General features: G+C 60.0%; 13 protein-coding genes. 7 read left to right on the forward strand and 6 right to left on the reverse strand.

Annotation, left to right across the window (positions count from 1 at the left end; all coding sequences use genetic code 11):
* From CLH61_RS09065 to CLH61_RS09075, 3 genes are read right to left on the reverse strand one after another with little or no spacing between them, the layout of a single operon-like run.
* A complete protein-coding gene (locus tag CLH61_RS09065) occupies window positions 1-1,005 on the reverse strand; it encodes a FecCD family ABC transporter permease (RefSeq protein WP_099614397.1) in 1,005 nt (334 codons plus the stop codon).
* The gene (locus CLH61_RS09070) at window positions 1,002-1,934 is read right to left on the reverse strand and encodes an ABC transporter substrate-binding protein (protein WP_228152582.1); all 933 of its coding nucleotides are present in this window, start codon (window positions 1,932-1,934) and stop codon (window positions 1,002-1,004) included. The genes CLH61_RS09065 and CLH61_RS09070 overlap by 4 nt, the downstream gene beginning before the upstream one ends.
* On the reverse strand, window positions 1,934-4,036 hold the full coding sequence (locus tag CLH61_RS09075; protein WP_099614398.1) for a TonB-dependent receptor family protein: 2,103 nt from the start codon (window positions 4,034-4,036) through the stop codon (window positions 1,934-1,936). Before CLH61_RS09075 ends, CLH61_RS09070 begins: the two co-directional genes overlap by 1 nt.
* Window positions 4,037-4,408: 372 nt before the next feature.
* Here CLH61_RS09075 and CLH61_RS09080 point away from each other — a divergent pair, with 372 nt between their 5' ends.
* Both CLH61_RS09080 and CLH61_RS09085 read left to right on the forward strand, forming a co-directional pair.
* The gene (locus tag CLH61_RS09080; RefSeq protein WP_228152583.1) at window positions 4,409-5,146 is read left to right on the forward strand and encodes a cytochrome-c peroxidase; all 738 of its coding nucleotides are present in this window, start codon (window positions 4,409-4,411) and stop codon (window positions 5,144-5,146) included.
* Between the two features lie 72 nt (window positions 5,147-5,218).
* Window positions 5,219-5,971 (forward strand): DUF6969 family protein, encoded by a 753-nt coding sequence (locus CLH61_RS09085; protein WP_099614399.1) that lies wholly within the window; start codon window positions 5,219-5,221, stop codon window positions 5,969-5,971.
* Window positions 5,972-5,995: 24 nt separating this feature from the next.
* On the opposite strand, the gene CLH61_RS09090 is transcribed toward CLH61_RS09085, so the two are convergent.
* From CLH61_RS09090 to CLH61_RS09100, 3 genes are all read right to left on the reverse strand, one after another.
* Window positions 5,996-6,307 carry an EthD family reductase gene (locus CLH61_RS09090; protein ID WP_099614400.1) on the reverse strand — a complete coding sequence of 104 codons (312 nt, stop codon included), beginning with the start codon at window positions 6,305-6,307 and terminating at the stop codon, window positions 5,996-5,998.
* A 98-nt stretch (window positions 6,308-6,405) separates the two neighbouring features.
* A complete protein-coding gene (locus CLH61_RS09095; RefSeq protein WP_099614401.1) occupies window positions 6,406-6,663 on the reverse strand; it encodes a zf-HC2 domain-containing protein in 258 nt (85 codons plus the stop codon).
* Window positions 6,657-7,277, reverse strand: coding sequence for an RNA polymerase sigma factor (locus tag CLH61_RS09100; RefSeq protein ID WP_099614402.1), 621 nt, complete (start codon window positions 7,275-7,277; stop codon window positions 6,657-6,659). Before CLH61_RS09100 ends, CLH61_RS09095 begins: the two co-directional genes overlap by 7 nt.
* A 188-nt stretch (window positions 7,278-7,465) precedes the next feature.
* Between CLH61_RS09100 and CLH61_RS09105 the strand changes: the two genes are divergently transcribed.
* The 5 genes from CLH61_RS09105 to ectA all read left to right on the forward strand — a co-directional run bounded on the left by CLH61_RS09105 (window position 7,466) and on the right by ectA (window position 14,041).
* Complete coding sequence (locus CLH61_RS09105; protein WP_099614403.1) at window positions 7,466-9,661, forward strand: FAD-dependent oxidoreductase; 2,196 nt, start codon at window positions 7,466-7,468, stop codon at window positions 9,659-9,661.
* Between the two features lie 78 nt (window positions 9,662-9,739).
* Window positions 9,740-10,711: a radical SAM protein gene (locus CLH61_RS09110; protein WP_099614404.1), complete on the forward strand. Its 972-nt coding sequence runs from the start codon at window positions 9,740-9,742 to the stop codon at window positions 10,709-10,711.
* Between the two features lie 300 nt (window positions 10,712-11,011).
* Window positions 11,012-12,415: a sodium:solute symporter family transporter gene (locus CLH61_RS09115; protein WP_099614405.1), complete on the forward strand. Its 1,404-nt coding sequence runs from the start codon at window positions 11,012-11,014 to the stop codon at window positions 12,413-12,415.
* A gap of 4 nt (window positions 12,416-12,419) precedes the next feature.
* Entirely contained in the window at window positions 12,420-13,364 is a 945-nt protein-coding gene (locus CLH61_RS09120; protein WP_228152585.1) for a metallophosphoesterase family protein, read from the forward strand.
* Between the two features lie 161 nt (window positions 13,365-13,525).
* On the forward strand, window positions 13,526-14,041 hold the full coding sequence (ectA, locus tag CLH61_RS09125) for a diaminobutyrate acetyltransferase (RefSeq protein ID WP_099614407.1): 516 nt from the start codon (window positions 13,526-13,528) through the stop codon (window positions 14,039-14,041).
* Window positions 14,042-14,113: the final 72 nt, after the last annotated feature.

Raw genomic sequence — 14,113 nt, forward strand, 5'->3', positions numbered from 1 at the left:
TTACGTGCTCCGGGATGAAGTTCGGGCGTTGAGCAGATAGATCAGCCAGGGCGCCCCGATAAGAGCTGTCAGCATTCCCACAGGCAACTCCTGGGGGAAGGCCAGCTGTCGTGCCAGGATATCAGCGGCCAGTAATAGCAGCCCTCCGAACAGGGCACTCAGCGGCAGCCAGTGCTGGATCTGGTTGCCGATCAATCGCCTGGCAATGTGTGGCGCCACCAGGCCAATAAACACGATCGGACCGGTGAAGGCGACCAACGCTGCAGCCAGTAGCAGAGCCAGCAACAGGAAAGTCAGTCGCCAGCGCCCGACGGCCAGTCCCATAGCCAGCGCCAGGTCATCATCAAGGTGCAGTAAGCGGAATGGCCGCTGCATAACAAGCAGGGCGGCGAGAGGAAGCAGCAGCCATGGCAGCACCAGCTGGACCTGAAGCCATCCCCGTCCCATCAGACTGCCGGCGAGCCAATAGTAAAGCTCTGCCGCTTCGGCTCCTGACACCAGCAGAAGACCGGTGGTCAGTGCGGTGGCCAGCGACGTGACGGCGATTCCGGCAAGTACCACGCGCTCGGGCTGAAGTTGCCGCCGGCCGGCGATGGTGAAGGTCAGCACACCACCCGCCAGGCCACCGGCAAGAGCCATCAGTGGCAGCCACAGGGCGCCGGGCGTACTCAGGGTGCGAAGAGAAACCACGGCCAGAGCGGCAGATGCGATTACGCCGGTCAGGCCGGGTGACGCCAGGGGGTTCCGGGTAACGCCTTGCATAACCGCGCCGGCAACCCCCAGAGCCGCTCCACCCAGTATGCCGAGCAGATTTCGTGGCAGGCGTAACTCCATCACGCTGATCCGCGTCAGCAAATCGCTGCTACCATCCATAGCGGCCACCACCAGGGCTGGCGATAGCCAGCGAGATCCGGCCATCAGGCCAACGACGAACAGCACCATCAGGAGCAACACCGCCGCTCCGTAAATGGTGGAAGGGCGAGCGGGCAATTCGTCGCCCATCATCTGTCAGCCTCGGTTGCAGTTTCGGGCAGCAACAGACGCTGAATATCGTCAAGTATCCGTTCCCGGGCTATAGGCCCGGCGCCTTCTTTCCAGTAGTGCGGAACTTCGTAAACACGGTTGTTGCGGACTGCCTTGAGATAAGGCCAGATCGGATTCATCGTGAATGCGCGCTGCCGACTGGTGGGCAACAGGAGGATGGTCTCCGGATTAAGCTCCAGCAGGGCCTCAAGACTGATCCGGTAACCCAGAGGAATGCCGCTGGCGGGATTCGGTGAGTGGCCACCCACATTGTCGAAGCCCAGGTGCTCCAGCAGCGCCGTGGGCAGAAAATGGTCGTAATAGACGAAAGGGGTTTCACTGCCGCTGGTCAGGAGGGCCACTGTTTCGGTCGCCCTTCCCTTGTTGCCCGTGGCAAGGGCCCGGAGGCGTTCCATAAAACGCGTGTTGAGGGCCGTGGCTTTTGCCGGTGCTCCCAGGGCCTGTCCTGCCAGTTCCACGGCACGCAGGCTGTCCTCGGCGGTGATCAGGTCCAGCGCCAGCAGCGGGGCGATGGATTCGATCTGGTCACTGTCTTTCTCGGTATAACGGCGAACGGCAATGACCAGATCCGGCCGCACCGAGGACAGCACTTCCAGGTTTGGCTGATGTCGCGGGCCGAGGCCCGGAACACCGGCTAACCGCGACGCCAGGTAATCGGGCACCCCCTGGATACCGTAGTCGGTGACGGCCACCGGCGGAGTACCCAGTGCCAGAGCGACGTCCGCCCCAAAGGTCGAAATCGCAGCAGGGCGGGTTGCCGGCTTGGACAACCGCAGGGTTTCCCCGCGGTCATCCGTCAGTCCGAGATCATGTTCCCCTGCCCATCCTGACGCCGGCAATAGCAGTACAACCAGCAGGATTTTTGCTATCCGGTTCCGTAAGCACGCCATCAGAAGTCGAGCTGCGCCTCCAGGATAAAGCTCCGGCCAGGCTGGGGCACACGACCAATCGGGCTGACATCCACGCCGCGGAAGTAATAATCCTCATCCAGCAGGTTATTGACCGCCAGCCCCAGATTCAGCATGCGACTACCGCCTACTGAAAAATCGCGACCGACTCTGGCCGTAACCAGATGGTAGTCCGGCAATTCGCCGGCGCTGCCGTTGCTGGTTTCTTCTTCGGTGTTGTCCGCATCACTGTAGCTGGAGCTGATGTACACCCAGTTCAGGCTGGCATCCCAGGTCTGGTAGCGGTATATCGCATCGGCGCTGACTTTATGGGTCGGCGCGTTGGGCAGCTCGTTGCCTTCGTTAGCCCCGGTCAGTTGCTCGGTATCCAGGAAGGTATAGCCCAGGCCCAGTTCCCACTGGGGGCCGGGGTTCCAGCGGTTCGACAGCTCGATACCCTGGTGGCGGGTTTCCCCCAGGTTTTCGAAACGGCTCGTTGACTGGTTGAACTGAATCTGGTCCTCGTAGTCAATCCGGAACAGAGTGGCCGATGACAGCAGGGTTGGGGTTACCTGAAGGCGGGTGCCCAGTTCGTAGTTCCAGGCGGTTTCATTGGCAACGTCGCCTTCACGTGTTGCCTGGGCAATTTGTACGGGAACGAGTGAGCGCTGGCTGTTCGCGAAGACAAAAAGATCATCGGACGCCTGATAGCCGACTGTCAGACCGGGTAACAATTCGTCAGCGTTGTTTTCCTCATTGGTGCCATTGAGGTTGTCACGGAAATCCATCGTCACGTCTTCGTAGCGTATCCCGGGGGTAACCTTCAGACGGTCATCGAGGAAGGCGATGGTGTCGCTGGCATAGAACGCCATGGCCCGGGTGTCGAGGTGCCAGTCACGGGCCACGGAGCGGGCATCGGTGGCCAGCTCGAGGCGGTTGACGTCAAACTCCACATCCTCACTTACGAACCTGGCGCCCAGGGTTATGTTGTGACGGCCATGGCTGATGGCGAGTCGCGGCTCGGTGCCGTAGACCGTGAACAGCCGTGGTGAATCCGCCACATGAGTCGAGTCCAGTCCTGGGTCCGCCCAGTGACCGTTGCCGCTCAGGTTCTGGCCAAAGAAGAAGGTGCGGTCGGCATCGTGTACGAAATTACGCCACTGGAATTCCACGTTATCAGACGGCGTGTAGGTCCAGCTAAAGGCAGCGCGGGCCATGTCCGCTTCGTAACTGTCGTGAGGCCTCTGGCTTTGGGTGCGGTCCTGCTCATAGGCTTCGGGAGTCAGGGCACCGGGAAGTTCGGCATCCACACGGTAGTATTGCAGCTGCGAGGCCAGTTCGTGGCGTTCACTCAGGTAGTAGCGGGCGTCCAGGATCAGGTTATCCACTTCGGTGTCCGAGTGGTCGCGGAAACCGTCTCCACGCTGGAGATTGGCCTGGAATTGCAGGTCCAGTCGATCGGTAGCCTGCCCGCCTGCCCGGTAATAGGTGTCGGTAAAGACGTTGCCGGTGTCTTCCGCAACGGTAATTCGCTCACGAAGGGTCTGGGAGAGTTCCGTCGGAATAGGCCGGGTTACGAAGTTAACCACACCTCCCACATTGTTTGGGCCGTAGTGAACAGAGGCGCCGCCGCGGACGATGTCTACGGCTTCCAGGCTTGGCAGTGTGACGGGGAAGAGCGAGACACCAACGTTACTGTATGGACCAATGGCAATCGGATAGCCATCCACCAGCATTTGCAGTCGCTCACTACGGAGTGGATTCAAACCACGCACGCCAATATTGGGGAGCACCCCGGTGCCGGTTTCATCAAGTACCTGCAAACCGGGAACCGGCCGCAAAGCGTCCTCCAGATTCAATGCGCCGCGACTCTGGAGGTCTTCCTCCTCGATCACCGATCGGGATCCGGTGTAGGTTTTCTCGGAATCTTCCGTGGGTGGCCCGAGCCAGTCAGCGGTGACGTGCAGGCCGGGCAACAGGGTCGACGCGTCGGTCTGTTCCTGTGCAGCGGCAGAGGTCGCGTGAATAGCCATCAGCGACAAGGGGAACAGGGCAACGGACAACGGATGTCGATTAAACACCCCGGAGTATTTTGACTTTGACATTGGATTCTCCAGCGCACAGGTTATTTTAGTTATGCGCATTATACTGAGAATTATTCGCATTACCATTAGTAAAAGGTCAAAGCCCTAGTTCGATGCCGGCTCCGCCAGGTTACCGGTCTTCCCAGGCGATGGCCCGGTATTCGAAATCGCTTTCCAGGGTGGGTCTGATGCCTCTGACGCAGGGTGAGGCGTCAAAAGCGCGAGCCGTTTGTGTCGGCAGCGGCGGCCAGAGAGTTACGTGCTGAGCGTGATAAAAGCCATAGATCCGTGTAATGGTTCCGGATCTCATGTGTCTTTCTCCTGACTGCCCCTTCGGGCGGTAACGGGCCGCCAAGGGTCCGGCTGACAACTCCATGATCAGGGAGAGAGACCATGTCCACGATACATCCACTGAGCAATGCGATTCACCTTACATCGGATCACCGGCGCAGTGCCTGGTGGCCGGCCGTGCTGGTCACGGCCATGCTGGGTAGTGGCGGGCTGGCGATGGCCGCCTGCAACCCCTGTTCGCCGTGCAAGACCAGGTGCAAGGCGGGGCAACACTGCAAGGCCGGCGGAAAAGCCGGAGGTAATCCCTGCGCGGCCAGCAATCCCTGCGCTACCAAGAATCCCTGCGCCGCGAAAAAACCCTGTGCGGCCAACCCCTGTGCGGCGAAGAACCCGTGCGCCACCAAAAGCTGTAATCCCTGCGCGGTCAAGGGTTGTAACCCCGGGGCAGCTAACGGCAAGTGTGGCGCCAAACCCAATCCCGATGCCGCCCGGAAGGTCACCCGGCCGGCCAATTACCAGCCCTACGAGGGCAATCCCGGCAAGCTGATGGCGCTGGGCGAGCAGCTGTTCAGCGATAGTTCCCTTAGTGGCAATGGCCTGTCTTGCGCGAGCTGCCACAACGATGGCGCCGGTTACAACGCTACTTTCGCCACCGCCTATCCGCACGCCGTCGCCATGGCCCGGGACATGTTCGGCATGGCGTCGGTGCATCTGGATGAGATGGTCCAGATCTGCATGGTTCAGCCGATGGCCGCCGAGCCGCTGGACTGGAGTGGCGAATCGCTGGCGGCGCTCACCGCCTATATGGGTAAGGTGCAGGCGCAGTTTGCGGGTCACTAGGGGGCACAGGCAGCTGATGGGCGTGGCTTCCGGAGATTCCCGGAAGCCACGCCGGCAGGAGGTAAAAAGATTATGGCAGAACTTCATATTCCCCGGCTGGCGAACCTGACGGACGCGCAGCTGGAGACCAGTCTGGCAGCCATTGACGATATCCGGGAGTGTTACCGGGTACTGGAAAAAGGCGGGTTGAACGTGGTGGGCGAGGTGCTCAAAGGCCAGGGCGCATTTTACGAGATGGATCATTATCCGCAAGATGACGTCTACGACCGGGACACGGCCTCCCAGTATTACTACCACGCTCACCGGGACGATCATGCCGAGCACGGCCATTTCCACCTGTTTCTCCGCAATGCCGCGCTACCCGGAGCGGCTGCGCCGGCCTTGGGGCCCGCGGGTGAAGATCGGGTGGCGCACCTGGTTGCCATCTCCATGGACGCCTGGGGCTATCCCACTGACCTGTTCACGGTAAACCGCTGGGTGACTGACGAGAGCTGGCTTCCGGCGCAGGCGATCGTGACGGCACTGGATCTGTTCGCCATTGACCACGCCTATCCCAGCTGGCCGGTGAATCGCTGGCTTACGGCCATGGTGCGTTGTTTCCGGCCCCAGATTGAAGCGTTGCTGTATCACCGGGACCAGGTCATTGAGCAGCGGGGCGCGCAGAACCTGCAGCAGGTGCTGGAAGATCGTTCCCTGGAGATTACCGGGACGGTTCCGATCGATGTGGCGAGCTGGGCGGACAAGCTGGCTGCGGAGCGAAGAAGGCGCGACCGGGTTGGCCAGCTGCGAGTACCACAATTTGAAGGAGCGGCGAGGGGCCGGTGATCGGGCCCCCCTGGCGACCGGGGCTTACTCCACCACCTCGCTGATCTGAACGGTGGGCTGCACATTGGTGAAGTTCGGGATATCTTTCAGGATCTCCCTGGCATGGGGCCCGAACGCGGTTTCAAAATCACTGAGTGAATCGAAATACATGTGGCCCATAGCGATGAAGGTCGGGGCCGAGCCCGGCGTACCCCCGGCAAGACCTTGTTCGATCGCCGTCCGTTGGCAGGCCTTGCCCAGTCTTTCACGGACCAGCGCCATGTGGCTGTCGCGGTAATACGCCATGTCGAACTGGCTGTCGTCGGTTTTCGGGTAAAGCACGCTGACTTTAATCACGGTTGGGTACCTCGGTGAACATCAATGGTGAGTCTCGGCGCCATCTAAGCGCTTTCCCGGGTGATGGGCAATGGGACTTTGGCACAGGCTCCGGCCGATCACTTGTCTTTGTTAGGGCTGGTTTTTGTCCTGAGGGCTTCCGCTACCCGTTCATCAACGCGTTGCAAGAATGCCTCATTCAGCTTGCCTGACGAGTGCCCTTTCATAAGGTCGGTCGTCGCGCGCAGGTTGCCGATAAAGGTTCGACAGTCCCTGCACATCATCAGGTGCATTTTCACGGACAGGCTCTGCCGGCCGCTCAGTTCGCCGTCGATGTAGTCACTGGCGATTACCGCCAGGTCCCTGCACATTAACATTCGCCCGTCTCCTGGAAGGCTTCCACCATGAGAAAGATCTTCTGCCTCCCACGGTGTAACAGTACACGCAGGTTTGAGGCGCTGACATCCAGAATGTTACAGACCTCTTCGGATTTGTGCTGGTGGGCTTCGTAGAGCATCAGGGCGGAGCGTTGGGTTTCCGGCAGCGCCGACAGGTGTTTGTCCAGGCAATCGCTGAGCGCGCCGTTTTCCAGCAGGGTGTCGGCGGAGTCATGGAACTGCAGCTTTGGCGGCAGGTCCCATCGGCCAGTAGCGTTGAAGCGTTCGGCCAGATCCGGCTCAAGGCCCTCGGAAAAATCGGTCGCCACTTCCCGTTTGCTGGCGCGAAGTTTGTTCTTGCAGCGGTTGGCGACGATCCGGTGCAGCCAGGTTTTCAGGCCGGAACGGCCTTCAAATTTGTGGATGGCATCAATCACGGTCACCCAGCAGTCCTGGACAACTTCTTCCGCACTGGAGTGGTCGAGGTAGAAGCGGGCCACCGCGAGCATGCCCGGGGAGTACTCGCGCACGGCTTTCTGGTATGCCATCGCATCACCTCGTCGGAGTGCCTCGATCAGCGAAAGTTCGGTTTGCGTATGCACGGCTGAGTCCATGGCTTGGCGTTCCCTGTCAGTCTGCGTTGGCTTGTTGTCTCTGTATAGTGCTTCGGATTCCGGAAAAGTTCCGGTATTCTGTAGCGATTGCTCAAAAATCATAATTCAGCGACGATGTAACATCCAGCCGGTGATCGTGTCTCAGCTATAACAGCGTACTGGTTTATAAATTTTCCGCAGGAATGGACATGAATCGAAGCAAGCTTTTACTTGTGCTGGCAATCGCCGTGGTGGTGACTGTTTTTATCGGCCTGGACGGGCACCGGGTGCTTACCCTGGAGAACCTGCAGGCCAATCAGGCGGCATTGGCGCAATGGATTGACCAGCACCTGCTGGTGGCCGTTACCGGCTTTGCGGCGATCTATGTCCTTGTGACTGCCTTGTCGCTGCCGGGCGCAACCATCATGACCCTGGCCGGTGGTGCTTTCTTCGGTAACCTTTATGGCCTGGCTGCGGTATCCATTGCCTCAACCGTGGGCGCATCGCTGGCCTTTCTGGTGGCGCGCTTCCTGTTGAGGAATACCTTGAGGGAGCGCTACAAGGACACCATTGCCAAGATCGACCGGGGCATTGAAAAAGATGGTGCCTTCTACCTGGCGACCCTGCGCCTGGTGCCGGTGTTCCCCTTCTTCCTGATCAACCTGGCCATGGGCCTGACCGGCATGAAGCTGCGTACCTATGCCCTGGTGAGCTGGATTGCCATGTTGCCGGGTACCTTTGTGTTTGTGAATGCCGGCACCCAGCTGGGGCAGATCCAGTCCACCGGTGATATCGTCTCTGCCGATCTGCTGCTGTCGTTTGCCCTGCTGGGGCTGTTTCCGCTGATCGCCAAGTTTGTGGTGGGCTTCATCCGCCGCCGCAAGGTGTATGCCGGCTGGCAGAAGCCTGATCATTTCGATTACAACCTGCTGGTGATCGGTGCGGGCTCCGCCGGCCTGGTCTCGGCCTACATCGCCGCAGCCGTCAAGGCCAGGGTCGCCCTGATCGAGAAGCACAAGATGGGCGGTGACTGCCTCAATACCGGCTGCGTGCCTTCCAAGGCGCTGATTCGCAGCGCCAAGGCGGCGGATACACTGCGCCACGCCAACCGTTACGGCCTGGAGTCGGTGCCGGTGAAGGGCTCGTTCAAGACCATCATGAACCGGGTCAAGGAGGTGATTGCCAAGGTGGAGCCCCACGACTCACCTGAGCGTTACCGGAAACTCGGTGTGGACTGCATCTCTGGCGAGGCGAGCTTCGTATCTCCCTGGGAGCTGGAAGTAAAACACAACGACGGCCGCACGGAACGGCTGACCACACGGAGTATCATCGTGGCGACCGGGGGCAAGCCGGCAATGCCGCAGATCCCCGGCCTGGCAGACATGCAGCCGTTGACCTCCGACAACCTGTGGGAGTTGCAGGAACAGCCGGAGCGCTTGCTGGTGCTGGGTGGTGGCCCGATCGGTTGCGAACTGGCCCACGCTTTTGCCCGCCTGGGCAGCCGGGTGACCCAGCTGGTACGGGGCGGCCGTTTGCTTGCGAAGGAAGATGCGGATGTTGCCTCCGTGGTTTTGAAACAGTTCGAGGTCGATGGCATTGATGTCCGCCTCAACCACTCCACAGTCGAGTTTTGCGTGGAAAATGGCGAGAAGGTGGCCTGGTGTGAGCATAACGGTGAACGGGTGCGCATTCCCTTCGATCAGGTGCTGGTGGCCGTTGGCCGCGAAGCCAACACGGCTGGCCTGAATCTGCAGGGGATTGGTGTGGATACCTTGCCCAATGGCACGGTGCCGGTGGAAGAGGACATGAGTCTGCGTTACCCGAACGTGTTTGCCTGTGGCGATGTCGCGGGGCCCTACCAATTCACCCATGCCGCGGCCCATCAGGCATGGTATGCCGCGGTGAACGGGCTGTTTGGTCAGTTCAGGCGCTTCCGGGTGGATTACCGGGTGATGCCCTGGGTTACCTTCACCTCGCCGGAAGTTGCCCGGGTCGGGTTGAGCGAGGCGGAAGCCAGGGAGCGGGGCATCGACTATGAAATCACCCGCTACGGCCTGGATGACCTGGACCGGGCAATTGCCGAGAGTGAGGACTATGGCTTCATCAAGGTGCTGACACCCCCGGGCAAGGACAAGATTCTCGGTGCCGTGGTGGTGGGCGCCCATGCCGGTGAGATCCTGGCGGAATTCACCCTGGCAATGAAGCATGGGCTGGGCCTGAACAAGATTCTGGGCACCATCCATCCCTACCCGACCTGGAACGAGTCCGCCAAGTACGCGGCGGGTGAGTGGAAACGCGCTCACGCGCCGGAAGGCGTCCTGAAACTGCTGGAAAAATTGCATGGTTGGCGCCGGGGCAAAGACCCGGGCCGGCGCCAAAAACGTAAAGAAATAACAGCTGGCTGAAAAAACCGGACGCTGGCTGTAACAGACCGGTATCGCCCGTGTCCGTGCTAAACACTACTGATTCACCGAGGAGCATCTATGCCCCTGACCGAAACCCGACCGGGCCGCAGTAAGCGCATTCCGGCCGTGGAAGTCCTCGAACCCAGGGCGTTCGATAGCTGGACCCATACGCGCAATGGAGACCCCCGCGGTTATATCGATGCGGACCAGTTGAAGGAACTGTGGATACACACCGGCACCGCCTGCAATCTGGCCTGCCCGTTCTGCCTGGAGGGCTCCCACCCTGGCGACGGCCGCATTCCCGGCATGAAGCTCAGTGATGTGAAGCCATTTATCCATGAAGCCATCGACATGGGTGTCGAGCAGTTCTCCTTCACCGGCGGCGAACCTTTTGTCATCCGGGACTTCGTCAACATCCTCGATTACGCCAGCCAGCATCGACCCTGCTTCGTGCTCACCAATGCCACCGAGCCCTTGCTGAAACGCCGGCACCAGGTGCTGCCGCTGCTGGACAATCCCTACCCGATCCATTTCCGGGTCAGCCTCGATTTCCCGGACCGCGCCCGCCACGACAAGGATCGGGGCGAAGGCAGTTTCGAGCAGGCTTTGGAGGGCATCCGCTGGCTTATCGGGCAGGGCTTCAAGGTGTCCATTGCCCGTCAGACCGACCCCCACGAAATTCCCGCGGATGTGGAAGCGGCGTTCCGGGCGATATTCCGTGAATGGCATATCCCGGAAAACCTGGCCTTTACCGCGTTCCCCGACCTGGGCACACCCGGTTCCGAGGATGGAAGTCCGGAAATTACCGAGACCTGCATGGAGAAGTACCCGACCCGGGAGGCGCGGGCGCACTTCATGTGTACCTATACCCGGATGCTGGTAAAGAAGGCCGACCGGGTGCGGGTCTATGCCTGCACGCTGGTGGATGACGATCCGCAGTATGACCTTGGTGGTTCGCTGGCGGAGAGCATGGATGAGCGGATCATGTTGCGGCATCACCGGTGCTTTTCCTGTTATCGCTTTGGAGCCAGTTGTTCGGCGCCTGGCTGATTGAGCTGGGAGTTTGCGAATGGTGGGGTGGCGGTCGCTGGAGGTGATGGCCTCCGGGGTTGGTGAAGCCTTCCAGAACGAGAAACGTTGTTTCTCTGACTGTTCTGGAAGGCTTCACCAACCCCGAAGGCCTTGTCTGACTTAGGTGGTGTGCATCATGGCATTTGCCAACGTTGGTGGTCGGTGAGGGGCGGGGGCATTTCCAAAACAGTCAGAGAAACAAAATTTCTCGTTTTGGAAATGCCCCCGCCCCTCACTGACCTGCCCCGAATACGAACAATCAACAATCCGGAATGAACAATGAACATTACTGAAGCCGCCCTGTTCTGGGGATTCCTGCTGGTCTACGGCGTGGTCATGTACGTCCTTTCGCCCAAGAGCAAAAACCCGAACTCGTTCTACAAGGGCGCGGATGATCATGGCAACCCGGTGGGTCAGTGGTCACTCACTGCCAGCATCTTCATCAGCTGGATTTTCGCCAAATCGGTAACCAACGCCGCCAACCTGGGGGCCGCCTATGGCGTGGTGGGTGGTCTGGCCTATGCCAGCTACTGGCTGTCGATTCCCGTGGCCGGCTACGTGATCTACCTGATTCGCACCCAGACCGGTGCCCGCAGCCTGCAGGACTTTCTCACCTCGCGCTTTGGCCGGCTGGCAGCGCTGGCCTTTGCCGCGGCGATTCTGATCCGGCTGTATAACGAAGTCTGGAGCAACACCGCGGTAGTGGGTGGTTACTTCGGGCTGCCCGGAGAGTGGGAGTATTACGCCGCGGCGATGCTGTTCACCATGTTTACCCTGGCCTACAGCCTGAAGGGCGGGCTGCGCTCGTCGATCTTTACCGATGTGATCCAGGCCTTTGTGTTTGTGTTCTTTGTTGGTGCAGTGTTGTTCCTGATCATCCCGGCCAACGACACCGGCACCCTGCTGAGCAATGGCGACTTCCGGCTCAACGCCGGCGTTGATTTGCTACTGGTGGCTTTGCTGCAGATGTTCAGCTATCCGTTCCACGATCCGGTGCTGACAGACCGGGGGTTTGTGAACAAGGAAAAGACCATGCTGAAAAGCTTTGTGGTGGCGGGGCTGCTGGGCTTTGTGGCGGTGTTTATCTTCAGCCTGGTGGGTGTCCATGCCCGCCTCAATGGCATTGAGGCCATGGGTAACGCACCTGCTGCGGTGGGCCAGTCCCTGGGGCTGGCGGCGTTGTTCTTTATGAGTGTGATCATGATGACCTCGGCCGGCTCGACGCTGGATTCCACCTTCACCTCACTGGCGAAATCTCTTGCAGTGGATCTCCCCCGGCTGGCGCAACGTGCCAGGGACAAGCTGCCAAGTATTCGTGTGGGTGCGGTGGTTATGGTCATTTTCGCATTTGCGGGTAACCTGCCGATGTTTGCCGGCACCGACATCCTCAAGGCCACCACCATATCGGGCACCATGGTCATGGGCCTGGCGCCGGTGTTTCTGTTCTACGGCGTCACCCGCTGGTCACCCTGGAGTTTCCACCTGAGTTTCTGGACCGGACTGGGGCTGGGTGTCTTGCTGGCCATGGGGCTGATTCCGGCAAGCTGGGCAATCGGAGACGGTAAATATGCCATGTTACTTGGAGTGAACGCCTACGGCTTCCTGATCTGCTCCGCCGGATTTTTCCTGCCGCTGGTGCTCCGCAGGCTGGCGGGGCGGTCGCCGGCCACCAGCGGCGCTTGAGGTTATGATGGCTGCCGATGAAGGGCGTGCCTGTCCGGTTCATTACCGTTACCGTCCAGAGCGCTTGTGTGAGCGGACCGAAACGGTTACTGACGATGTCCTCTATGTCATTGGCGGGCTCTATGGTAACCCGTTTGCGCTGGACGAGATCGAAAGCATGGCCAGGCGGGAGCGCGCTTCGGGGCGCTCGGTCCGGTTGGTGTTCAATGGCGACTTCAACTGGTTCAATGCCAGCGATAGCCTGTTCCGGGAAATCAACCAGCGGGTACTTCGGCACACCGCGAGCCTGGGCAATGTGGAGTACGAGCTGGCCCATCCCAGCGCGGGGGCTGGCTGTGGCTGTGCCTACCCGGACTTTGTCGACCAGGGGGTGGTCGAGCGTTCCAACGCCATCATGCTGCAATTGCAGGCCGTGGCCGCAAATCATCCGGATATTCAACAATCCCTTGCGGAGTTGCCGCGCTGGCGCTGTCTGATGTTTGGTGGCCTAAAGGTTTTGGTGCTTCATGGCGATCCGGAATCCCTTGCGGGCTGGGGGCTGGCCCATGAATCCTTCCAGGCCGGCAATCATGAAGCGGTGGCGCGCTGGTTCCGCCAGACCGGTGCGGACATCCTGGTGTGCAGCCATACCTGTCTGCCACTGATCTGGCAGGGCGAGGTGGATGGCCGCTCGCGGCTGGTCATTAACAATGGCTCCGCAGGGATGGGTAACCTGCAGGGCGACCCCCGCGGGCTGCTTGCCCGTATCGCCCGGACGCCCGCCGGTGGCGCAGTCGCGCAGCAGGCATTGCTGCCGCTGCACTGCGCGTTGCAGCCGGTAGCCTTTGATTTGCAAGCCTGGCTGGCAGACTTCGACCGGTTATGGCCGACCGGCTCCGATGCCGCCGTCTCCTATCGTGAACGTCTCCTCGGCGGGACTACCCTGATACGCTCCGCACTCATTTTCTGACCAGAACTTCATCCGCTTTTAACTGGCCTTTGGTCCCCGGCAGGCTATCCTTAATCAGGAAGCGCTGCCGGTTACGATGTCCTGCCAGAATCCTTCGACTTGAAATATATTTTGTGGTCTATATAATTTAACCCTAAATTTTGAGGCGAATTGATTACGTTATGACATCTGAAGGTTCGAATACCACCGCCATCACCCTCCGCAAACCGACGAAGGATGATGGCTTCAGGCTCCACCAGCTGGTGGCTGAGTGCCCGCCGCTGGACCCCAATTCGATTTACTGCAACCTGTTGCAGTGCAGTCACTTTGCCGAGACCGGCGTGGCTGCGGAGAAGGACGGCGATCTGGTCGGCTTTATCTCCGGGTACATCCCTCCCCAACAGCCCGAGACGGTGTTTGTCTGGCAGGTGGCAGTTCACGAGAAAGGTCGTGGACAGGGCCTGGCCAAGCGGATGCTCAAGGAAATCGTGGCCCGCGATGCCTGCCGCAAGGTAACGCATCTGGAAACCACGATTACCGAGGACAACGAAGCGTCCTGGGCACTGTTCCGCTCCTTTGCCCGTGATCTGGGGGCTGAGCTCACCTATCACGAGCACTTTGAGAAAGGCACCCACTTTGGTGGCCAGCACGATTCGGAATTTCTGCTGCGCATCGGGCCTTTCACAAAGCCGGTCTGAGAACCTGACGACTGACAGGCTGAATCGACCGCTCTGCGGACAAGCCGGCGGACCACTGAGGTAGGTCTGTCA

This window comes from Marinobacter profundi, from assembly GCF_002744715.1.
GTDB classification, from domain to species: domain Bacteria; phylum Pseudomonadota; class Gammaproteobacteria; order Pseudomonadales; family Oleiphilaceae; genus Marinobacter; species Marinobacter profundi.